The sequence below is a fragment of the Microbacterium sp. Z12_35 genome, assembly GCF_058310475.1.
The window spans coordinates 379,791-401,355 of record NZ_JBZEGJ010000002.1 but is presented as its reverse complement, the minus strand read 5'-3'; the positions used below and the strand labels follow the sequence as shown (position 1 = coordinate 401,355).

The 21,565-nt window shown below is 67.5% G+C and carries 23 protein-coding genes; 13 read left to right on the top strand and 10 right to left on the bottom strand.

The window, feature by feature from the left end:
• Positions 1–46 precede the first annotated feature (46 nt).
• On the top strand, positions 47–238 hold the full coding sequence (locus AC4FS1_RS14735) for a hypothetical protein (RefSeq protein ID WP_491156363.1): 192 nt from the start codon (positions 47–49) through the stop codon (positions 236–238).
• Positions 235–1,008, top strand: a complete 774-nt coding sequence (locus AC4FS1_RS14730; protein ID WP_491156361.1) for a MerR family transcriptional regulator — start codon at positions 235–237, stop codon at positions 1,006–1,008. The genes AC4FS1_RS14735 and AC4FS1_RS14730 overlap by 4 nt, the downstream gene beginning before the upstream one ends.
• On the opposite strand, the gene AC4FS1_RS14725 is transcribed toward AC4FS1_RS14730, so the two are convergent.
• From AC4FS1_RS14725 to AC4FS1_RS14710, 4 genes are all read right to left on the bottom strand, one after another.
• Complete coding sequence (locus AC4FS1_RS14725) at positions 989–1,627, bottom strand: helix-turn-helix transcriptional regulator (RefSeq protein WP_491156359.1); 639 nt, start codon at positions 1,625–1,627, stop codon at positions 989–991. The two genes, AC4FS1_RS14730 and AC4FS1_RS14725, sit on opposite strands and share 20 nt — an antisense overlap.
• Positions 1,593–3,728, bottom strand: coding sequence for an AAA family ATPase (locus AC4FS1_RS14720; protein ID WP_491156357.1), 2,136 nt, complete (start codon positions 3,726–3,728; stop codon positions 1,593–1,595). The genes AC4FS1_RS14725 and AC4FS1_RS14720 overlap by 35 nt, the downstream gene beginning before the upstream one ends.
• 288 nt (positions 3,729–4,016) lie before the next feature.
• Positions 4,017–4,151: a hypothetical protein gene (locus AC4FS1_RS14715; protein ID WP_491156355.1), complete on the bottom strand. Its 135-nt coding sequence runs from the start codon at positions 4,149–4,151 to the stop codon at positions 4,017–4,019.
• Positions 4,152–4,208: 57 nt separating this feature from the next.
• Entirely contained in the window at positions 4,209–4,850 is a 642-nt protein-coding gene (locus AC4FS1_RS14710) for a hypothetical protein (RefSeq protein ID WP_491156353.1), read from the bottom strand.
• Between the two features lie 345 nt (positions 4,851–5,195).
• On the opposite strand from AC4FS1_RS14710, the gene AC4FS1_RS14705 reads away from it, so the two are divergent.
• Positions 5,196–5,975: a MerR family transcriptional regulator gene (locus tag AC4FS1_RS14705; RefSeq protein ID WP_491156351.1), complete on the top strand. Its 780-nt coding sequence runs from the start codon at positions 5,196–5,198 to the stop codon at positions 5,973–5,975.
• Between the two features lie 68 nt (positions 5,976–6,043).
• Here the strand turns inward: AC4FS1_RS14705 and AC4FS1_RS14700 are convergent, their stop codons facing one another.
• Positions 6,044–6,613, bottom strand: a complete 570-nt coding sequence (locus AC4FS1_RS14700) for a sugar O-acetyltransferase (protein WP_491156349.1) — start codon at positions 6,611–6,613, stop codon at positions 6,044–6,046.
• Between the two features lie 416 nt (positions 6,614–7,029).
• Here AC4FS1_RS14700 and AC4FS1_RS14695 point away from each other — a divergent pair, with 416 nt between their 5' ends.
• Together AC4FS1_RS14695 and AC4FS1_RS14690 are read left to right on the top strand one after the other, a co-directional pair.
• Positions 7,030–8,064, top strand: a complete 1,035-nt coding sequence (locus AC4FS1_RS14695) for a zinc-binding dehydrogenase (RefSeq protein WP_491156347.1) — start codon at positions 7,030–7,032, stop codon at positions 8,062–8,064.
• 165 nt (positions 8,065–8,229) lie between these two features.
• On the top strand, positions 8,230–8,496 hold the full coding sequence (locus AC4FS1_RS14690) for a hypothetical protein (RefSeq protein WP_491156345.1): 267 nt from the start codon (positions 8,230–8,232) through the stop codon (positions 8,494–8,496).
• Between the two features lie 35 nt (positions 8,497–8,531).
• On the opposite strand, the gene AC4FS1_RS14685 is transcribed toward AC4FS1_RS14690, so the two are convergent.
• A complete protein-coding gene (locus tag AC4FS1_RS14685; protein ID WP_491156344.1) occupies positions 8,532–8,882 on the bottom strand; it encodes a DUF7882 family protein in 351 nt (116 codons plus the stop codon).
• 255 nt (positions 8,883–9,137) lie between these two features.
• On the opposite strand from AC4FS1_RS14685, the gene AC4FS1_RS14680 reads away from it, so the two are divergent.
• Both AC4FS1_RS14680 and AC4FS1_RS14675 read left to right on the top strand, forming a co-directional pair.
• A complete protein-coding gene (locus tag AC4FS1_RS14680; protein WP_491156342.1) occupies positions 9,138–9,842 on the top strand; it encodes a GAF and ANTAR domain-containing protein in 705 nt (234 codons plus the stop codon).
• A 22-nt stretch (positions 9,843–9,864) separates the two neighbouring features.
• The gene (locus AC4FS1_RS14675; protein WP_491156341.1) at positions 9,865–10,572 is read left to right on the top strand and encodes a GAF and ANTAR domain-containing protein; all 708 of its coding nucleotides are present in this window, start codon (positions 9,865–9,867) and stop codon (positions 10,570–10,572) included.
• Positions 10,573–10,752: 180 nt separating this feature from the next.
• Here AC4FS1_RS14675 and AC4FS1_RS14670 read toward each other — a convergent pair whose 3' ends face one another.
• Positions 10,753–11,385 carry a TetR/AcrR family transcriptional regulator gene (locus tag AC4FS1_RS14670; RefSeq protein WP_491156339.1) on the bottom strand — a complete coding sequence of 211 codons (633 nt, stop codon included), beginning with the start codon at positions 11,383–11,385 and terminating at the stop codon, positions 10,753–10,755.
• A gap of 122 nt (positions 11,386–11,507) precedes the next feature.
• Between AC4FS1_RS14670 and AC4FS1_RS14665 the strand changes: the two genes are divergently transcribed.
• Together AC4FS1_RS14665 and AC4FS1_RS14660 are read left to right on the top strand one after the other, a co-directional pair.
• The gene (locus AC4FS1_RS14665) at positions 11,508–12,068 is read left to right on the top strand and encodes a DUF308 domain-containing protein (RefSeq protein WP_491156337.1); all 561 of its coding nucleotides are present in this window, start codon (positions 11,508–11,510) and stop codon (positions 12,066–12,068) included.
• Entirely contained in the window at positions 12,065–13,474 is a 1,410-nt protein-coding gene (locus tag AC4FS1_RS14660) for a dihydrolipoyl dehydrogenase family protein (RefSeq protein ID WP_491156336.1), read from the top strand. Before AC4FS1_RS14665 ends, AC4FS1_RS14660 begins: the two co-directional genes overlap by 4 nt.
• A gap of 137 nt (positions 13,475–13,611) precedes the next feature.
• Here the strand turns inward: AC4FS1_RS14660 and AC4FS1_RS14655 are convergent, their stop codons facing one another.
• Positions 13,612–13,917: an EthD family reductase gene (locus tag AC4FS1_RS14655; protein WP_491156334.1), complete on the bottom strand. Its 306-nt coding sequence runs from the start codon at positions 13,915–13,917 to the stop codon at positions 13,612–13,614.
• A gap of 282 nt (positions 13,918–14,199) precedes the next feature.
• Complete coding sequence (locus tag AC4FS1_RS14650; protein ID WP_491156333.1) at positions 14,200–14,967, bottom strand: SDR family NAD(P)-dependent oxidoreductase; 768 nt, start codon at positions 14,965–14,967, stop codon at positions 14,200–14,202.
• Positions 14,968–15,202: 235 nt separating this feature from the next.
• On the opposite strand from AC4FS1_RS14650, the gene AC4FS1_RS14645 reads away from it, so the two are divergent.
• From AC4FS1_RS14645 to AC4FS1_RS14630, 4 genes are all read left to right on the top strand, one after another.
• Positions 15,203–15,745, top strand: a complete 543-nt coding sequence (locus tag AC4FS1_RS14645; protein WP_491156331.1) for a TetR/AcrR family transcriptional regulator — start codon at positions 15,203–15,205, stop codon at positions 15,743–15,745.
• A gap of 304 nt (positions 15,746–16,049) precedes the next feature.
• The gene (locus AC4FS1_RS14640; RefSeq protein ID WP_491156330.1) at positions 16,050–18,275 is read left to right on the top strand and encodes an MMPL family transporter; all 2,226 of its coding nucleotides are present in this window, start codon (positions 16,050–16,052) and stop codon (positions 18,273–18,275) included.
• 10 nt (positions 18,276–18,285) lie between these two features.
• On the top strand, positions 18,286–19,443 hold the full coding sequence (locus AC4FS1_RS14635; protein WP_491156328.1) for a sensor histidine kinase: 1,158 nt from the start codon (positions 18,286–18,288) through the stop codon (positions 19,441–19,443).
• Positions 19,440–20,102, top strand: a complete 663-nt coding sequence (locus tag AC4FS1_RS14630) for a response regulator transcription factor (protein ID WP_491156326.1) — start codon at positions 19,440–19,442, stop codon at positions 20,100–20,102. Before AC4FS1_RS14635 ends, AC4FS1_RS14630 begins: the two co-directional genes overlap by 4 nt.
• Before the next feature lie 101 nt (positions 20,103–20,203).
• Here the strand turns inward: AC4FS1_RS14630 and AC4FS1_RS14625 are convergent, their stop codons facing one another.
• Positions 20,204–21,517 (bottom strand): fumarylacetoacetate hydrolase family protein, encoded by a 1,314-nt coding sequence (locus AC4FS1_RS14625; protein ID WP_491156325.1) that lies wholly within the window; start codon positions 21,515–21,517, stop codon positions 20,204–20,206.
• Between the last annotated feature and the right edge of the window lie 48 nt (positions 21,518–21,565).

Sequence of the window (21,565 nt, the reverse complement as noted above, 5' to 3'; positions counted from 1 at the left end):
GCCCAGACGTACGCGAAGAGCGACGCACACCAGAACGGATCCACCGATGATCGAACAATCCATCCAAGCCCCGTCCGACGGACCTGCTCCCACGCACCCCACGCCGAGCGAGGCGCCGCTGGCCCACCCACCGGCCACGGCCGGCGAGAAGGACACGCGGTACGCAGCGGGCGTCAGTCTGGCTGCGGTGCTGGGCAGCACGCTCCTGGGCGTGAAGGGGCGGAAGGAGTTCGGTTGATCGCCTGGAGTACGCGTGAATTGGCGGAACTGGCGGGCACGACCGTCAACACGGTTCGCCACTACCACCGACTCGGCATCCTCAACGAGCCCGGGCGCAGGTACAACGGTTACAAGCAGTACGGGGTACGGGACCTGGTGAGGCTCCTGCGGATCCGCCGTCTGGGGGAGCTGAGCGTGCCGCTGTCCTGCATCGACCAGCTCCGCACGTGTGGGGAGAGCACACCAGATGCCCTGTCGGAGTTGGACTCCGAACTGGAGAGGAAGATCGAGCGTCTGCGGCGGGCGCGTGCTGACATCGCTACGCTACTTCGCGAGAATGCGCCAGTCGATTCGCCGGCGGGCTTTGCGTCAGTCGCGACGCGTTTGTCCCCATCGGACAACTCGATCCTCCACATCTACGCGCAGTTGTACGACGCGGATGCGATGGCGGATCTGCGGCGCATGGTGGAGGTCGACGCCGATGAAGGCGCGGTCGGGGATCAGATCAATGCGCTCCCACCGGATGCGGATGAGGAGACCCGGCAGCGCCTGGCAGAAGGTCTCGCGCCCACGCTCGCCCGAAACCTCATCGACTACCCGTGGCTGCAAGACCCGTCCCACCACCTGTCCAAGAGTGCGCACGTCGCCCAGGAGACGCTGCTGGAGGCGATGACCGAGCTGTACAACTCGGCGCAACTCGATGTCCTCTCTCGCGCGGGCGCGCTGGCTCACGACAGGTTGCGGACGAGCGGGATGACGACGCCCCGAATCAGAGTTGAAGCTCCTTGAGTTGGCGGCGAGAGGTGATACCCAGCTTTCGGAAGATGCTCCGCAGGTGAGCCTCGATCGTTCGCGGACTCAGGAACAACATCGCGGCCACTTCCCGTGAGGTGGCGCCGCTCGCGACAAGACGCGCGATGTGCAGCTCATGCTCCGTGAGTACCGCACGGGGCACAGAGTGGCGAGCACGAGGGTGCTCGCCCGTGGCGCGCAGTTCCCGGGCGGCGCGCTCGGCGAAACCTCTCGCTCCCATGTCGGTCAGCATGTCATGTGCCGTCCGTAGCTGTGCTCGGGCACCGCGACGACGGCCTTCGCGCCGGAGCCACTCACCGTAGAGCAGGTGAGCACGCGCGAGGTGACCCACCACGCGTGAGTCGGCCAGCCGTTCGATTGCCTCGCGATACTGGTTCTCGGCGGCATCACCCGGCGTGATCAGAGCTTGTGAACGTGCTGACAGACCGAGCGCCCACTGCGTGCCACTCGCGCGGGCTCGCGCGGCCAGTTGCTCGTACGCTGCTCGAGCTTCCTCGAGGTGACCTGCGCGTGCGGCCGCTTCGACCAGCTCCGGTAACGCGAGGCTGACGACCGCGAGTTCATCGGACTCCGCGGCGTGCTGAGCCGCAGCCATCGCCGGCACGAAGTTTCCCGTCGCGTTGTGCAGCACGGCGAGCGTGGTGTGCGAACGTGACCTCCGCTCCCCTGCCCTCCGCCGTGGTCCGGACGCTCGCCCGATAGAGCTCCGTGGTCTTTTCCTCCTGGCCGCGCCAGGATGCGAGCAACAGATCGGCGAAGCGCAACGGCACAGCCCCCGTCGCGCGAGCGATGGCCGTGCTCTCAGCGACGAGTTCGGCGGACCGAGTGAACTCGCCGCTCAGGGCGAGAGCGACCGAATGAGCGACCAGAGCGGTATGAAGCGTGGCCAGCGCCCCCGCCCCCCGCGTGAAAGCGACATTGCGAACGGCCAGGCGGTGCATCAGGTCGTCCTCGAAGAGCGCGACGGCCGTACGGCTGGCGAGCCACAGCCAGCGATCGCTGTCTGTCTGGCCAACGACGTCCCGATCGAGCTCTTCATCGCAGAACAACGTGAGCGCTCGTCGTAGCTCGCCCGCGCCGGTGGAGTACCCCTGCGTGTAAGCCGTCACGAGCCCGTCGAGCAGGAAGTCCACCGGCCTGGGCGGCTCCGGCGGCCGGGGCGCCGCTCGGGCTGCCTCGGCCACGTCTCGCACATCCCCGCCATCACCGGCACCAATGAGCATGGACGCGTTGAGGGCGAGGAGGAAGGTCTCCCGAGACATCGCGCGGTCGAGCGGCGCCAGTGCGTGCGCGGCTTCCAGGAACTCCGCGGGAACGTTCCCGCCCTGCGCGAGATAGAAGGTGATGTGCGCTTTGAAGAGGGTGAGGCGCGCAGACTGCAAAGGGTCCAGTGGCCCCTGCGCCGCAAGCGCGAGCAGCTTCAATGCCTCATCCGCGGCGCCCGCCTCATATTTCGCCTGTGCCGCCAGCATTGCGCGCTGTGTGCGGAGAGCGGGGTCCGGGGTGAGTTCCGCCGCACGCTGGATGAACGCGGCCGCCGCCGCCATGCCGCCGCGCGCGAGTGCGCGATGGCCGGCGCGCTCCAACTCGATGGCGATTCCCTCGTCTGTACCGAGGATCGCCTGTCCTTGATGCCACGCGCGGCGATCCGGATCGATGCGCGTGTCGGTGACCGCAGCCAGTGCGGAATGGGCATGGCGACGTTCCGACGCGGTGGCAGCGCTGTAGATCGCTGACCGCACCAAGGGATGCCGAAACCGCACCGCGGAGTCGATGCTCAGTAAGCCCGCGGCCTCCGCTGGGGAGGCGGCGGCCCGTTCGATTCCGAGGTGTGAGGCTGCCCGGAACAGCAACGTCACGTCTCCCGTCGGCTCCGCCGCAGCGACGAGGAGCATGCGTTGCGTCTCCACCGGGAGTGCTCTCGAGCGGCGCCGGAAGGCCTCTTCAAGACGGTGTGGGATGTCCGGCCGATCGTGAACATCGAAGCCGCTTGCCAGGATCGCGGGCCGGACGATTCGTGGCAACTCCAGCAGCGCCAGGGGATTCCCGTGCGCTTCCGCGATGACGCGGTCTCGCACGGAGTCGTCGATGGGGGTCCGGATCTCGGCATCAAGGAGCGCCTGTGCGTCGCGGTCAGCGAGTCCGGTGAGTCTCATGACCGGTATGCCGGAGAAGGCGGACTCGGTGTGGTCGTCATCCCGGCCCGCGATGACGAAGGCGATCCGTTCGGCAGACACGCGGCGAGCCGCAAAGGCGATGACCTCGGCCGACGACCGATCCAGCCATTGAGCGTCGTCGACGAGACACAGGAGAGGCTGATCTTCCGCGCACTCGGCCAGGAGATTCAGCACGGCGAGACCGACGAGGAACCGGTCCGGCGGCGGACCCGCCTTCCCACCGAAGGCGATGGCGAGTGCGTCGCGTTGCGGCTCAGCCAGCGCGGAGCCGTACTCCAGGAGAGGCGCACACAATTGGTGCAGCGCGGCGTACGCGAATTGCCTTTCCGATTCCATGCCGATCGCGCGTTCCACTCGGAACCCCAACGCGCCGGCGGCGGCGCGTGCGTACTCCAGGAGCGCGGACTTCCCTATCCCCGCCTCGCCGCGTGCCGACAGAGCACTGCTCCGGCCGGCTTGCGCGTCTGCGAGGACACGATCGAGCGCGTCTTGCTCTACCCGCCGGCCGAACAGCTGCACCCGCTACCCCCGTAGACGTCAGTCTAGTTCGTGACGGGCATAGTCATTCCGGGTCAGCGAATCGCACTTGACCATGTGCCTACAACACAGTGCCCACCGAGTGCAAGCTCTCCCCCCTTCCCTATTGCGCAGTATGGGGACTCTTGGATGCGGCTGCCTCGACACGATGCGGCGTTGTTCGGTGTCCGGGCCGGCCCGGTGCGCCGGGTGCGCGTCCACACCCCACAGTCGTGACAGCAGCGCCCAGGTGTCCGGGAAGCCGGCTGATCGGCGATGGCAGGAGGACGGTCATGCCGCTCGCGGGGATTCGTGCGTGCGCTCCGTCGTGGACATCGCGGCCTCGAGCGCCCCGACGACGAGATCACTGAGATCGATGGATACCGTCGGTGGTAAGGCGATGTCGCTGGGTCGTGGTTGGTACATGTCGTGCCTCCTGTGGGGCGATAGGGCGGCGAGGCCCTTCACATCGGTGCGGGTTCTCTACTCGCCGCCGTCGAAGAGACCGCCGTCGAGGAGCCAGTTGTAGCGCAGCCGCAGTGCACGCTCGGTGCTCGCCGTGAGCGTCGCAACCAAAAGCAAGATGTTCGTCCACATCGGAAGGCGGAAGGGGCTCGCGAACGTGCCGATAGTCTCCGCGATGAGCGGGACCTGCGTGATCTGCTCGATGACCTGTGGAACCCCGAGCACGAGGGCGACCGCGAGTACGCTCACCGACGCGATACCCAGCGCTCGGCTCAGCGCCGGGTTCGTCCGTTCAAGACGCGCACGCCGCCCCTCGGCTGAGGCCGGATCGGGCGTGAGCTGCCATTGCGCCCCGTCGTGCGTCACGTAGTGGCAGCGTTTGAGTCCGAAGCCGCTGGCAGCGACTTCGATGGTGCCACCCGGCACCGGGAACGCTGCGGGGAGCTTGGACGTGGCTTGGTGGGCACCGTCGCGGTAAAGCCGCGCGCGCAGCTCGCCGTCCGAATCGCCCCCGCGCCGGAAGTCGATGGACCACGTGTCCCGCGCGCCCCCCTCGCCGGCGAGATACAGATGAAAAAGGGAGCGCGAGAACAGCTGCCACCAGCGAAAGGGCGGCAGCGCGTGTCCGTCTCCGGGCTTCACCGTCTTTTTCCGGGTCACTGGTTCTTCTCCGTGTTGCTCAGAGTTGCTGGCCCCGAAAGGGATTCGGTTCGGGGGGCATTCTTGAGCGGATCGTGGAATCGAGCCATATTCGATTCGGCCCTCAGTAGAAACCGTGTTCTCAGAACAACGTCAAGCCGTGTCCTGCCGCGTCTTTTGATCTGGTGTCGCACGTGGCGACGCCACGGCACGCGAGCCATTCCCGGGTCGGGCCACAACGGTCGGCGCGCGCCTTTCAGCCACCGGGCTTGACCCTGTGCCCGGCACACGGCATTGAATAGGCCCGGCTCTCAACCGTGGAACGCACCGCTGGGACCGACGCCGAGAGAGGGAGAGATCGACCGCATGGCATGGAGCACACGAGAGGTCGCGAGTCTCGCCGGCACCACCGTCAACACGGTGCGGCACTACCATCGGGTCGGCATCCTCGACGAGCCGGACCGAATGCCGAACGGCTACAAGCAGTACCAGGTGCGGCACCTCGTGCGGCTTCTGCAGATTCGGCGCCTGCGGGAACTCGGCGTGCCACTCGAAAAGATCGAGCAGGTTCGTGGAGACGGTCACACGTCGGCGGAGGCACTCGCGGCGATCGATGCGGACCTGGCTACGAGCATCGAACGGCTGCAGCGTGCGCGAGCGGAGATCGGAGCGATCCGTCAGGGGTCCTCCGCGACAGACGTGCCACGCGGTTTCGAAGATGTCGCCGCCCGATTGTCCAGCGCTGACCGCGCCCTCATCCTCATCTACGCGCAGCTGTACGACCAGGAGGCGATGGCCGACCTACGGCGGATGGTCGAGGCAGAACGCGACGAGGCGACGGAGGCGTTCGATGCTCTGGCACCGGACACCGACGAAAGTGACCGGCGACAACTCGCCGAGAGGTACGCACCCACCTTGGCGCGGCACCTCGCCGACTATGCCTGGCTGAGCGACCCGGGTGCGCACCTCTCCCGTAGCCCGACGGCCACCCAGCAGATCTTCGTCGAGTCGATCGTCGCGCTCTACAACCCGGCTCAAATCGATGTCCTCAGTCGCGCCAGCGTGATTGCGCAGCAGCTGCTCGCGAACATGGACACCCGTGCGGATCGGCCAACAGGGCCCGAGGACGACGCGATTCAGCCATGACCAGCGCGTCGCAGTGCGTTCTCACCGCACCCGATGGGTGACGGAGCGGCGGTTTCGGGTGGCGGTCCCTACTCGCTGATGCTGCGCACCACGCGGGCCGGCGATCCGACAGCGATGGATCGGGGAGGAATGTCCTTCGTGACGATGGATCCGGCGCCGATGACGGCGTCGTCGCCGATGGTGACGCCGGGGAGCACGGTGACGTTCGCTCCCAGCCAGACGTTGCGCCCGATGACCACGGGCGACGGGATGAGGTCGCCGCGTCGGGCGGGATGGATGTCGTGCTGGAGGGTGGCGATCACGGCGTTGTGGCCGATGAGGCAGTCGTCGCCGATCGTGATTCCGCCTTGGTCTTGAAACCGGCAGCCGGAGTTGATGAAGATGCGCTGCCCGAGCGAGATGTTCTTACCGAAGTCCGCGGTGAAGGGCGGGAACAATGTGACGGAATCATCGACGGGGCGCCCGATGAGCTGTGCGAGGAGTTCCCTCACCCGCGTCGGTTCGTGGTACCCCGTGTTGAGCTCACCCGCGATGCGGAGCGCTTCCTGGCTGGTTTCGATCATCACCGCGTGCGCGGCCGAGCCGCCGATGATGGTCTCGCCGGCGTCGAGGGCGGCGAGAAGCTCGGTGAAGGTCATGCTGTGTCCTCCGCGCGGGGGGATGAGGCGACGGATGGATGAAAAGGCCGCCCGCGTGGGGCCATTCCGCCGTCGCTGTGTCCGCGGGCGAGATACGCGCGCCGGGTCATGAAAAACTCCCGCACCTCCGCCTGATTGTGCATGGAACCACAGTAGGACTGCCCTCACGTGCAGGGGATGCACAGTCAGTACACCCACCGCCAGGGGCTCCCTGAATGGGTGTGGTCCGGCTGGACTAGCCGCGTGACCGACGCGTGGCTCGACCAGGTCGTCTCACCCCAGGACGAGGGGCTGAGGCTGATCGTCGGGCTGGTCCGCTTCGCCCCGGGACCCGCACCGCGTGGCACTCGCACCCGCTGGGCAAGATCCTCCGCATCTTGGAGGGCACTGCGCTCATCGTTGAGAGAGGAAAGCTCATGCGAGCAACCCTGATGTACAGCGCCGGCGACGTGCGCGTTGCCGAAGTCCCTGACCCCGCCGTCAAGGAGCCGACCGACGCGATCATTCGTGTGACCTACTCATGCGTGTGCGGATCGGACCTGCACCCCTATCACTCCCTGAAGGAGACGCCGGAGGGACGCCGCATGGGACACGAGGCGATCGGGGTGGTCGAGGAGGTCGGTTCCGAGGTCACGCGCTTGGCCGTTGGGGACACGGTGATCGTCCCGTTCGCCTGGTCCGACAACACCTGCACCTTCTGCCGTGACGGTGTGACGACCTCCTGCGTGCACGGCGGCTTCTTCGACGGCGCCTCCTCGGCAATGCAGGCGGAGAAGCTGCTCGTCCCGCAGGCGGACGGCACCGCCGTCGTGATCCCGGAAGGCACCGACGAAGCTCTCATGCCGTCGCTGCTGACGCTCGCCGACGTTTACTTGACCGGTTACCACGCCGCGCACAAGGGTGGCGTCCGCGCAGGGAAGACCGTTGCTGTCATCGGTGATGGCGCCGTCGGCCTGTCAGCCGTCCTCGCCTCCACGCAGCTCGGCGCGGAGACGATCATCCTCATGGGTCGCCATGAGGATCGCACCTCGCTCGGACGGGAGTTCGGCGCTACCCACGTCGTCGCTGAACGCGCAGGAGCGGGCGTCGCGAAGGTCCTCGATCTCACCGGGGGTGAAGGCGTTCACGTTGTCCTCGAGGCCGTCGGGCACATGCCGGCGTACGAACAGGCGTACGGAATCGTCCGTCCCGGCGGCGTCATCTCCCGCGTCGGCGTCCCACAGTATGAAGAGGCCCCCGTGGGCTTCGCATCGCTGTTCGGAAAGAACGCGACGCTGACCGGCGGGCCTGCCACCGTCCGTGCATACATCGAGGCAGCTCTGCCTCAGGTGCTGGACGGCACGATCGCCCCGGGCAAGGTGTTCGACCGCGAGCTTCCTCTCGCCGAGATCGCCGAGGCGTACCGCTTGATGGACTCCCGCGAAGCCCTGAAAGTGCTCATCCGCCCCTGAGCGCCGAGCGTCGCGGGGAGGTCGAGCTGCGGTGCGCGGACGGCCGAGACGGGAGTGCCCCACCCCCGGCCAGGCCGCCGGTATCACGCGCCTCCGGGCATGGCAATGCCCTAGGGACACGGGGGTGGCCGGGTGCCTACTGTCGACCCAACAGATGGGTGAACCATGGTTTTTCACCACTACGTCGTCATCGACGGAGCCAGGTACTTCGTGCCGGACGACGGTGGCATAGACACGGTGAGACAGGAGCTACTGGACGCTGTCCGATCAGGCGCTGCATACGTGGCGCTGGGCCGTGAGGGCGCCGGGTACACGGAGGTCTTAGTGACCGCGGTGACGCCCATCCATATCGAGCACATCAACCCGGCAGCACCGCTGCTCGCGGATGACAGCGACCGAGCCGACATGCCGGACATCGACTGGTGGCTTTAGCCCGTCCCTCGCATCGACCGGACGTGCCGCGTGATCTAAGCGGAAACGCCCTCACGACGAGCCGGGCGACGCGAGCTGGGCGTGCCCGATTCTGGTTCGGGAATCAGCCGAAGACCCGCGCTGCTGAAGGCGGCGTCGGCGAGAACATTCAGCCACGCCCTGTTGATGATCTGGGGCTCCGGCGAGGAGTAGGTGAAACGCAGGGGAAGGGACGAAGTGAGCCACAGCACCGACTTCGGGCCGCTTGCCCCTTCCGCGGGGGAGAGCGTGAGGGTGAATCGTTCGTCTCGGCGCAGCTTGTTGCAGATCACGATCTGCAAGTGCGCCAGCGTCCGGTCGTCGATCTCCGCGATGTGTTGAGCGGTGACGTATTCCAGAGTGCCCATTATGATTTCCCGGTCCGTTGGTGCTCGTCCATGACATGGAGTCGACCGGGGTCTGGGGCAACTTCTTTGAAGCTACCGCGCGGAGGCCATCCTTCGCAATCCCTGGGCGGCAGAGCCCGGGCGGTGACGCGGGACCTTGTCCTCTGGCAATCTCTGGTAACACCTCTCAGGAGGATGAGGGGTGGGGGTGTTACTGTGACGGTGACGGCACCAAGACCCTGCGCCAAGTCATTCTGACGAGGACGGGTGGTATCCATGGCTAAGTCTCTACCGGGCGACGATCGTGAGGTCTTCGCCGAGGCCCTCACGCGTCTCACCGGCGCGGGCCACGCTGATGATCTGTGTGGACCGTTTGTGGATGCTGCGGATGTGACCGGCGCCGTCATCTCCACCCTCGGCCGACCGCTCGGTAGTCAAACCGTGTGTGCCAGCGACGGCGTGGCCGCGAGGATCGACGAGATTCAGATCGATCTGGGCGAAGGCCCCTGCTGGGATGCTCTGCGCACGCGCCGCCCCATCCTCGAGCCGGACCTGCAGCGCGGCGGCGGCACGCAATGGCCCGGTGCGAGAGAGGCGATGCGCGCGCTTCCCATCGGAGCGGTATACGCGTTCCCCCTGTTCGTCGGAGAGCTCAGTGTCGGGGTGGTCGACCTCTACTCTGAGCAACCTGGGCGACTGTCCCGGCAAGCGGTCAGCGATGTGACGGTGCTCGCGGAGGTCGCTTCCCGGCACCTGCTGCGACGCGCCCTGGACGAGGTCCACAATGTCGATGCCGGCGTCGCTGCCGGCCCGCACTCGCGACGAGAGGTGCACCAGGCGACCGGGATGGTCGCTGCGCAGCTGTCGATCGGGTTGGACGACGCGCTGCTCGTGCTGCGGGGTCGCGCGTTCTCCTCCGGCCGTACGGTGAGCGAGGTCGCCGCCGACGTCGTTGCGCGGCGACTGGCCTTCGACCGCTGACCTTGAGCGCCTACACTCAACTATGAGCACACGGGAAGATCAGTTGCTTCAGACAGTGGGCACGCTGGCGGACTCGCTCATCGACGACTTCGACATCGTCGAACTCCTCCAGCTCCTGGTAGAAGAGTGCGCGGCCATCTTCGATGCCGCCGCCGCAGGAATCCTCCTCGTCAGCCCGAGCGGAGACCTCGAGGTCCTGGTCTCCACGAGCGAGCGCAGCGAATTCGTCGGATTGATGCAGGTCCGCGCCGGCGAAGGGCCGTGCGTCGAGGCGATCTCCACCGGACAGGTCGTATCTGTCGAAGATCTCGGCAACATAGACGCCCGTTGGCCCGCGTTCGCCGCCGACGCCCGCCGTTCCGGGTTCGCCTCGCTGCACGCCATCCCCATGCGACTGCGCAACTCCGTCATCGGCTCCCTGAACCTCTTCCGCGACCGCGTAGGAGAGTTGAACGCGTCGGACGCGGCTGCCGCCAAGACCCTCGCCGACATCGCCACCATCAGCATCCTTCAGCAACGACTTGTCGAGGAATCCGTGGTCGCGCAAGGCCAGCTGCAGCGGGCCCTCGACAGCCGGGTGATCATCGAACAGGCCAAGGGATACATCGCCCAGAGCCACGGACTCGACATGGATGCCGCGTTCCGACTCATCCGCGCCCACGCGCGATCCACCCAGACCCGACTGAGCATCGTGGCAGAAGACGTCACCGCGGGCAGGCTGGTCCTCTAGGCGTGGGACCCGCCTACCGAGCGAAGAGGCCGGACGTCATCTGACCCCCGGCCCCCTCCGGATGCGACACCCCGTCCACGGCAGCGTGTCGCTCCCGAGGACGTACCCGTCGATGTCTGCCGCGAACAGCTCCTGAATCGCGTCCCGGTCCTGCCGGCAGTCGCACCAGGGTCTCGTGCTTCACGAGGCTACGTCTGCGCCCTTGCCTGCGGCTTCCTTCGTGGGCAGACCGGAGACGATGGACGTGAACGCGGCTCCGAGCGACTCGGCGATCGCCTCCGGCTCGCCAAGATAGCCGTTGACCATCGCGCCGTCACGCAGGAGCATCAGTTGCCGCGCAGCCGAGTCCACGTCCTGCACCCTCGCATCGGCGGCGATGGCGGCGAAATACTCCAGGGTCCACCGGCGGTGCGCGTCGACCGTGGTGCGTACCGGATCATCGGGGTCGGAGTACTCGGCGGCCGCGTTGATGAACGCGCAACCCCGGAACCCGGGATGACAGCTGGCCGCCCCGATCAGCGCTGCCACGTCCTGCAGCGACCGCTCAGGCTCGCCCTCATGACGGTGGTCCTCCAGCATCTGGCGTTCAGCCGCAGCCTGCTGCTCGAGATAGGCGACCACGAGCTGGCCCTTTGTGCGGAAGTGCCGGTAGAAGGTCACCTTAGTGATGCCGACCTCTTCGATGATGCGATCGGCGCTGGTGGCACGGATGCCCTGCGAATAGAACAAGTCGCGCGCGGCGTCGAGGATGCGCGAGCGCGTGTCTTGCCCAGACGGCGGGCGCTTGCCGGTCTGGCTGGTGTCGGCATTCACGTCTGCTCCTGATTTGTCGTGCGAGCTTGCCCCCGCGGTAGTGATAGTTTACAGTCACCCTGTAGACGTACTAGTAACTCTACCAGTCGTTCATCACTCATTCCCTCTCTGAAAGAAGCAACATGACCACCGAAAGTCGGGCCGCTTCCGGCCTCAGCAGCGCCCTGCGGCGCCTCTACTTCACCCGCTTCGCCTTCGCCGTCGTCTGGGCCGTGGCGCTCATCATCACCGGCGGCAGCCCGAGTCCCTTCCTGACCGTATGGCTGCTCATCTACCCGCTGTTCGATGCCGGCTCGGTGCTGTACCAGATCCGCTCCGAGGGGCGTTCGAGCTCGCCGCGGATCGCGGAGTGGACCAACGTCGTCCTGAGCGTTGTGGCGGGTATCGCCCTGGCGTTGGCATCCACCGTCTCCACGTCCGCCGCCCTCGTCACGTGGGGCGTGTGGGCCATCGTCTCCGGTCTCCTGCAGTTCATCGTCGCCATCCTGCGTCGCCGCGCCGGCGGTCAGGTGCCGCTCATGATCAGCGGCGCCGCGTCGGTCCTCGCCGGTGGCGCCTTCGTCGCGATGGGCGCGGCAGGCGCTGCCACCCTGGCCGTCGTCGGCGGATACGCGATCATCGGAGCCATCCTGTTCCTCATCTCGGCCATCCGCTTGAGCATCCTGCTAGGACGCAAGTCATGAGCGGCGAGACCTTCGACTACGACCTGATCGTCGTCGGGGCCGGCCCGGTTGGCGAGAACGTCGCGGACTACGCGCTCAAGCGCGGGGTCAGTGTGGCGATCGTCGAGGCCGAACTCGTGGGCGGCGAGTGCTCATACTGGGCGTGCATGCCCTCGAAGGCGCTCCTGCGCAGCGGCCAGGCCCTGCGCGCGGTCCAGCGCCTCGCCGGTGCCCGCGAAGCCGTCACCCGTCCGCTGGATGTCGCGGCGGTTCTGGCACGCCGCAACGCCTTCACCGAGGACTGGAAAGACGACGGTCAGGTGAGCTGGCTCGACTCCGCCGGAATCGACCTCATCCGCGGTCACGGCCGCCTGGTGGGCGCGCAGGAGGTGCAGGTCGGCAATCGGACCTATCGCGCGAAGGCCGTCGCAGTCGCCACAGGATCGGTGCCCTTCGTCCCGCCCATCCCTGGGCTCGAGGCCGTTTCGCCGTGGGGGACTCGCGAGGCGACGGCGGCCGACCACGTGCCGGGACGCCTCGTCGTCATCGGCGGCGGCGTGGCCGGCACCGAGCTCGCCTTCGCATTCCGCTCCCTCGGCTCGGAAGTCACCGTGATCTCTCGAACGCCGCTCCTCGAGCAGGAGGAGCCGTTCGTCGGCGAGCATCTGGCCAAGGCGCTGGCCGAGGACGGCGTGGACGTGCGGGTGGGCATCGGCCCGGAGCGCGTCGACCGCAACGGGGACGGCACCATCACCGTGAAGCTCGCGGACGGCACCACGATCGAGGCCGATGAGATCCTCGTCTCGACCGGGCGCCGACCGAACACGGCCGACGTGGGGCTCGAGACCGTGGGAATCGCCCCAGGCCAGGCGCTGCCGGTGGATGACACGATGCTCGTAGAGGGCACGGACTGGCTGTACGGGGTCGGCGACGTCAACGGCCGTGCACTGCTGACCCACCAGGGGAAGTATCAGGCGCGCGCTGCAGGCGAGGCCATCGCGGCCCGCATCCAGGGCAGACCCGTGCAGGACGAGCCGTGGGGCGCTCACGCGGCCACCGCCGATCACCAGGCGGTACCGCACGTCGTGTTCACCGACCCCGAGGTCGCCAGCGTCGGACTCACCGAAGCCCGCGCACTGGCCCAGGGAATCAACATCCGCGCCGTCGAGTACGACCTCGGTTGGGTAGCGGGTGCGAAGCTCCACGCCGACGGGTACGCCGGACGCGCCAAGCTCGTCGTCGACGAAGACCGCCACGTGGTCGTCGGCGCGACGTTCATCGGTCAGGACGTGGCCGAGATGCTGCACTCCGCCACGATCGCGATCGTCGGCGAAGTGCCGATCGAGCGCCTGTGGCACGCGGTGCCTTCGTACCCGACGATCAGCGAGATCTGGCTGCGACTGCTGGAGACTTACGGTCGCCCGTAACAGCCCGCAGCGAAAGGATGGCCCCGGCGCACTGCGCCGGGGCCATCCTTTGTGCCCGTGGGCCGGCGCCGTCGAAGGTGAGGGAACAGTCGTTGCCCTGTATCTGCGATAGCTGCCGGACCGCCGAGATCGAACTGTCAGTCCGCTTCGATGTCAGAGAAGAGCCCGGTGAAGGACGCTCCCGTTCCGAAGAGCCGCTGGAAGAACCCCCCGGCCGCGGGGGTGGCGACGGCAGCTGACGCATCGTCGTAACTGTCGAAGTACAGGTCGAGCGTGCGATACGCGGGTGTCGGCGTGCCGTCCTCCTTGGGCCAGACCTTCGCCGCCTCGAGCCGGCGGAGCCCGGGGAATTGCCGGGCCTGCGCAGCAATCTCGGTGTAGTCCTTCTCGAAGGCATCGGGGTCGGCGGGATTGTCGATGATGATCGTGATCTTCGTGGGCATGATGTGTTTCCTCTCGGGGGTCGTTCGGATGACTCGGTACGTATCGGGTCCGCCTATGCATGTAGACGAACTAGTACCTCTACCAGAGACTCTACGACCCACCGCTGCGGGGCGCAACCTGCGGAGCGAAGAGGAACACCAGCGCGAGCGCGGTCCGACTACCCAGAGGTGCTGCGCGCGCACGCGACGTTCTGGCTCGTAAGTGCCTCGAGTTCACCGACCTCCAACAGACCGGGCAAGCCGGTCGAAATTCCGTTGCGCGTAGCGGCGGCGCAGCAGGGTTTAGAGGAGACTGCCGCCCGAGACCTCGATGCGTTCGGCCGTCATCCAGCGCAGCTCGCTCGACGCGAGGGCTGCGATGGCATCGGCGATCTCGTCGGGCTGGCCGACGCGGCCGAGCGCGGTGGTGGCGGCCAGGGTTCTACGCAGCTCGGGATCGTCGCGCATGGCGCCGCCGTTGAAGTCAGTGGCCGTCGGGCCGGGGGCGATGCTGTTGATGCGGATGCCGCGGGGCCCGAGCTCCACGGCGAGGCTGCGGGTGATGGCCTCCACCGCCTTCTTCGACGCGGCGTAGAGCGAGGTTCCGGGGCTGACGTGGCGGGTGAGCGAGGTGGATACGTTGATGATGCGACCGCCGTCGCTGATGTGGGGTGCCAGCGCCTGGATGAGGAAGAATGTGCCGCGCACGTTCGTTCCGAACAGGGCGTCGAACTCGTCGACGGTGGCGTCTTCGAGGCGGCCGAACAGTCCGATCCCGGCATTGTTCACCAGTACGTCGATGCCGGAACGCCCCCAGCGCTCGTCGATGTCGCGCCGCAGCGAGACTGTGAAATCGGCGAAGGAGGCGACATCGGCCAGGTCGAGTCGCGCGGCGATGGCATCACCGCCTGCGGCGCGGATCTCCTCCACGACGCGGGATGCCTCGTCAGCATCGCCTCGATAGGTGAGCGCCACGGCGAAGCCCCGCTGGGCGAGGGTGCGAGCGGTCGCTCGGCCCAGGCCACGGTTGGCCCCGGTGACGACGGCGATTCGAGGGGTGTTCTCGGTCATTCGGTGTCTCTTTCCGGGAAGTCCCGCTGATGAGCGACTTCCCTGCATCCATTTGTCGAGGGGTGCGACCGGCCGCCGGATGCCGGCCGGGGTCCACGGTTGATTGAGGGCGTCGGGAGTTGACGAGAACACGGCCTCCCGCTGCCGGATGGCGTACCCACGTAAGTAGCCGTTTACTTATAGACTAGACGCGCGATGGAGATCGCGTCAAACGACGGCACTGAACGGAGTGAGCATGCGGCAGCGAGACGCGGAGGCGACTCGGGCGCGGATTCTCTCGGCGGCGGTGACGGAGTTCGCGGCGCATGGCTACTCGGGCGGCAGGATCGACCGCATCGCGAAGGATGCCGAGAGCAATGTGCGCATGATCTACGCGTACTTCGGCAATAAGAGCGGCCTTTTCGACGCGGCGCTCTCCGAAGCGATCGTGCGGATGGCGGAGGAAGTGCCCCCTCGTCCGTCCGATCTGGCGACCTGGGTCGGCGAGCTCTTCGACTTCCATCAGCGTCGGCCCGAGGTGCTGCGCATCTGCCTCTGGGCTCAGCTCGAACGGCCGGAGGCCGCCTCCGAGCCGCTCGAGACGTATCTGGCGAAAGTCGAATCAGTGCAGCAGCAAGCATCGCCCGCCATCGGCGCAGTCGACCTCCTCGTCATCATCTACGCCGTCGCCCAAGCCTGGCAGCTCGCCCCGATCGGCCTCCTGGCGGCCGACACGCGTGCCAGCAGCGACACGAGGCGGGCCGCCGCGGTCGAATCCATCACCCGCATCCTCGCCTGATCGCCGACCTGCCCACACTCTTCTCACCAGGGCGTCGAGACTTCGTCCTGGACCGACCTGCCCCCCGCCACACCGTCTTCCTGCGTGTCGGCACGTCGGGTGACACCGTTCTCTGCGCCCTCGACGACCACGTAGTTCCTGAAGTGATGACGGTGAAACCGTCGATGCAGCCGCGACGTCGTCGGTCCCTGCGCCGTCGGTCCTACGGCGATCTCCGTATGCGCCGCCTGCATCTGCACGACGACGGGACGGGGAGGGGTCGCGAGGCTGGGAACAGTCCCAATGAGAAGTGGAGTGCTCCCCCATGGCAAGCATGCTGAGTCGTCTTGGTCGTTTTTCCTATCGCCGAAGGTGGCTGGTCGTCGCCGTGTGGCTGCTCGCGCTCGGCGGGGCGGTGACGCTCGCCGTCACATCGGAGGGGCCGGTCAACACGCGGGCCACCATTCCGGGAATCGAGTCGCAGCAGGCGTTCGACCTCATCGAGGAACGCTTTCCCGACGCGGAAACGGATGCCGCGTCGGCGACCCTCGTGTTCGTCGCCCCGGCGGGCGAAGAGCTCGCGTCCGCCGAGAACGCCCTGGCTGTCGAGAAGGCGCTGGCATCCATCACCGACGGTGATCAGGTCTCGCGGGTGGTTCCACCCTCGCCCGGAGGCACCATCAGCGCCGACGGCGCGACCGGCTTCGCTTCGGTGTCGTACGAGGTGCCCTCGTCCGAGGTGACGGAGGCATCCCGCACAGCCTTGGCCGACGCGGTGGACCACGCGCGCGACGCGGGGTTGACGGCGGAGATGTCAGGGTCGGCGCTCAAGACCGGCACCAAGATGAGCATCATGGAGCTCGCCGGCGTCGCCATCGCCGCTGTCGTCCTGCTCATGACCTTCGGTTCGCTGCTCGCGGCGGGCCTTCCTCTCCTCACGGCTCTCATCGGTGTCGCCATTTCCTTCCTCGGCGTCTGGGTCGTGGCCGGCCCGCTCGAGATGACGATCACGACCGGAATGCTCGCCCTCATGCTCGGGCTCGCGGTCGGTATCGACTACGCGATGTTCGTCGTCTCGCGATTCCGGGAGGAGCGCCATGGTCCCGACGACGCCGAGAACGCTGCGGCTCGTGCGGTGGGCACGGCCGGCTCGGCCGTTGCCTTCGCGGGAACGACCGTGGTGATCGCGCTGGCCGCGCTGTCGGTGGTGGGCATCCCGTCGCTGGCGAAGATGGGTCTCGCCGCCGCGGGTGCGGTGGTGATCGCGGTCCTGGTGGCGCTGACACTCGTCCCGGCACTGCTGAGCTTCGCCCCGAACAGGGTTCTGTCGCGCGCACAACGTCGAGGCGATTTCCGTCTCCCGTCGCGCCACCCAGTAGCGCGCTCATGGACGCGGTTGGTGCTGCGTCGCCCGCTCCTGGTGACCGTGGCCGGTGTCGGTCTGCTCGCCGCAATCGCCGTGCCCGCGCTGTCGCTCCAGCTCGGCACGCCCGGGGACGCCTCGCTGTCGGTCACAGAGACGCAGCGGCGCGCATACGATCTGCGGGCCGCAGCGTTCGGTCCGGGGTACAACGGTCCGCTGACGGTGGTGGTCGACGCACGGGATGCGGCGGATCCGGACGTCGCAGTGGCAGCGGTCGTGGACAGCATCAGCTCGACCGACGGGATTGTGTCGGTCTCGGAGGCGACCTTCAACGAACAAGGAGACACCGCGATCCTCAGCGCTGTGCCCTCGACGAGCCCCACCGACGAGCGCACCGAGAAACTTGTCGATGAGCTGCGCTCCGCCCGCGCGGATGTGGAGATCGCCGAGCACGTGACCTACGAGATCACCGGCACCACCGCGCTGGACATCGACATGGCGCAGAAGATGCAATCGGCGCTCGTGCCCTACGTCGCGATCGTGATCGGCTTGGCCGTGCTGCTCCTGATGGTGGTGTTCCGCTCCCTCTGGATCCCCATCACCGCGGCGCTCGGCTTCCTGCTCTCCCTGTTCGCCGCGCTGGGCGTGATCGTCGCCGTGTTCCAGTGGGGGTGGGCGGCCGAACTCCTCGGCGTCGAGCAGATGGGGCCGGTGATGAGTCTGATGCCGATCCTTCTCGTCGGGATCGTCTTCGGACTGGCGATGGACTACCAGGTGTTCCTGGTCTCGCGGATGCGCGAGGCCCACGTGCGCGGGCTGCCCGCGCGGGAGGCAATCGTCACCGGCTTCCAGCAGAGCTCGAAAGTCGTGGTTGCGGCCGCGGTGATCATGATCGCGGTGTTCGGCGGGTTCACGGGAGCACATGAACCGCTCATCAAGATGGTCGGACTCGGGCTGGCGTGCGCGGTCTTCTTCGATGCGTTCATCGTGCGCCTCCTGCTCGTACCCGCCCTGCTGCAGCAGCTCGGTGAACGTGCCTGGTGGCTGCCCCGATGGCTCGATCGCGTCCTGCCGCGGGTGGACGTGGAGGGCGAGTCGCTGGAGAACGAGCCGCGCAATCCGGCGGATGCAGGGCCGGAACATCCCGAACTGGCGGATGCGGGAGCCCCGCAGTCATCTCCCCGGTAGAGTCGGCGCGGTGAACGTGTTGGCGGCGCTGGTCGCGTTCGTCTTCGCGGCCCTCGGTGCGAGCGTGAGCACCGAGGGCATCTTCCGGCCGGCCGCCCTCCTGCCGGGAGCGTTGCTGAGCCTGGTGGCGAGCGCGGCCCTGCTCGTGTCGGTGCGCTATCCGCGGGCCGCGACCGGTGTCGCGATCGGCTGCGGGGCTGCCGCGTGCGCGATGGGCTACCTGCCGACGCCGTTGCTGCTGGCGCCGCTGATCGGATGCCTGTACCGGCTCACGGTTCGCTGCGGCGCCCGCACCGCCGCCGGGTGGACGGGTGTCGCCGTGTTGGCGGTGACCGTGGCCGGAATCGCAACGGAGGTGCGGCCGACGACGGGGGCGGTGCTCCTGCAGACCGTCGGAGTCGCCCTGTGGCTCCTGCCCGCGGTGTTCGCCGGGCGGCTGGCCCACGCCCAGCGGGAGTACCTACGGGTGGTTCAGGCTCGCGCCGAAGACGCCGAACGCAACCGAGACGATGAGGTACGCCGCCGGTTGGACGAGGAACGCCTACGCATCGCCCGTGACCTGCATGATGTCGTCGCGCATCATCTCGCCGTGGCGAACGCGCAGGCCGGGACCGCCGCCCACCTGCTCGCTAAGCGACCCGATCAGGTGCCAGATCTCCTCGCGGGGCTGAGCGACTCTACGTCGGCCGCTCTCCGCGAACTCAAAGCGACTGTCGGATTGCTCCGTGGCGCCGGCGACGACACCACGGAGGCGACCCCGCCGGCGCCCGGCATCGACCAGCTGCCCGATCTGATCGAGGCTTGCCGGGCAACCGGGATGGACGTCAGCGTGGTCAGCGACGGGAACCCGCGGACCTTGCCGTCACTTGTCGGACTCACCGCGTTCCGCGTCATCCAGGAAGCCCTGACCAACGTCACCAAACACGCGGTCGATCCCGTCGTCACGGTCTCGCTGATCTATGACGAGCACACCTTCTCGGTTCGGGTCGTCAACACTTCCGTCGGCGGCGTCCCGGCCGGAGCGGAAGGCTATGGCCTGATCGGCATGCGTGAACGCGCGCGCGCGGTCGGCGGGTCGGTGCAGGCGGGCCCGACCGGCCCCGATCGGTACGAGGTCTGCCTCACCATCCCCCTCGCGCCCTGGCAGGAAGACGTGGTGACCGGATGATTCGAATCCTTCTCGCCGACGATCAAGCGCTCCTGCGCTCGACGTTCCGGATGCTGATCGACTCCTGCGACGACATGGTGGTCGTCGCGGAGGCGGCCAACGGAGAGGAAGCGGTCGATCTCGCGCAGCGGCACGGGCCCGATCTGGTGCTGATGGACATCCGCATGCCCGTCCTCGACGGGCTGGCCGCGACGAAGCGGATCTGCTCCGCCCCCGAGCTCGCGCGCACGCGGGTCCTGATCCTCACGACGTTCGAGACGGACGAGTATGTGGCCCGCGCGCTGGAAGCGGGAGCGAGCGGATTCCTCGGCAAGGACGTGACCCCGGATGTGCTGCTCGCCGGGATTCGCACGGTAGTGGGCGGGGAGGCGCTTCTGTCGCCGACGGCGACCCGCGCGCTGATCGGGCGCTACTTGTGCGGCGCTCGAAGCATCGGCGAGCCGCCCCGGGGTTCACTGGAGACGCTGACCGACAGAGAACGCGAGCTCACGGCTCTCGCCGCCCACGGCCTGTCGAACCAGGAGATCGCCGCGCGGCTGGTCGTGAGTCCTCTGACGGTTCGGACGCACATTCACCGCGCGATGATGAAGGTGGGGGCACGAGACCGCGCCCAGCTGGTCGTCGCCGCCTACCAGCAAGGGCTGGTCAAGGTCCGATGACTCGAGACACCACCTACGTTTGACGTGCGTCGCGGGCCATCACATCCGTCGCACCGAATCGGCCCCTGCGGCCGAAGCCGCGGGACGATCCGGGACGAGAATCAGTTCAGGTCCTCGGTCTCGGAGCGCTCTCCCGCGACGATGTCCGTGAAGATCTGGCCGAGTCCCTCCGCGCGTGTGACGATCATGTCGCCGGGCTGCAGGTACACGCCCGCCTCGTGGGCATCGCGGACGTAGACCTTCAGGGCGGAGTCGACGATGGAATCGGCGTTGGTGCCGAAGCTGGCCGCGTACTCCATGAACCCGAGGACACGCTGTCGGGTGTCGGGGGCGCGATAGATCACGCCCTCCGGCGTTCCGCTCTGGATGATGGTGCCCCGGCTGATCACCCCGGGCTCCGCGGTGAGCGGAGTCTGCACGCCGTCGCTGTCCCACGTGCGGTCGCCGATGGCGAGGGTCTGCTCGATCAGCTCGGCCGCGTCCCAGACCATGTCGGCGGGGTGGGCGCGCTGGCGCAGGTCGCCGTTGACGAAGAGGTCGAGTTCGAGGTCCCGGTAGAAGGTCTGCCAGTCCGCGGGGATCACGAACAGGTCGCCGGTGCTGAAGAAGCCGGGCTGGCTCTTCGCGTTGGTGAAGCCGGCCGCGTCGGTCAGGTTGTCAGGGTCGATCTGGCTGACGAGAAGCTCGCGATCGGTCCAGTCGTTGGTGAGCAGAAGGCCCATGTACTCGGGGATGCCGGTCTCGGCGGTGATGTCGTTCATCGCCACGAGGCCGAGTTCAACCTCATAGTCGAGCAGTCCACCGACGCCGGCGGCCAGCGGCTCGTTCGAATCGGTGATCGCACCCACCTTCGGGAAGAGATACGGCTCGTGGATGGTCGCCTCCTCCTGGTGCTCGACGTAGTTTGTTCCGGTCCCGACATGGTGCTTGTGCGTCTCGATCGCCGTGAGCACCGCGGAGGCCGCCACCGTGACCGTGGGTTGCGACGCGTCGGTCGCGACGTCGTGGAGCGTGTCGTAGCCGAGAGTGTTGAAGGCGGTGATCGGCTCGGTGTGAGCGGTACCGGTGGCAGCACTGATATCGATCCCGGTGATCTCGCCGCCGGAATAGTCGGTGACGGCGAGGACGGCAGGCCCAGTGGCCGTGGCTACCCGCGCGAAGGTCAGCGCGATCGCCGGGTCGGCCAGCGCGACCCCCTCGGTCGCGCCCGGCTCGATGGTCTCGGAGTAGACGAGGGGGAACTCCGGCGGGATGGACCGGAGCACGCCATACGAACCGAGGCTCCCGACGACGAGCCCGGCCGTGACGATCCCGGTGATCATGAGGCCTTTGCGGTGGCGACCCCAGAATGGGTCGGGGTGGCCGGTCTTGCTCACCGGCATGTCGCTGGTCGTGGGACTGGTCCTGCTGATCATCGCGGTCTCCCTGCTCGGGTCGTAGCCGCTCCATGCGACACTTCCCCG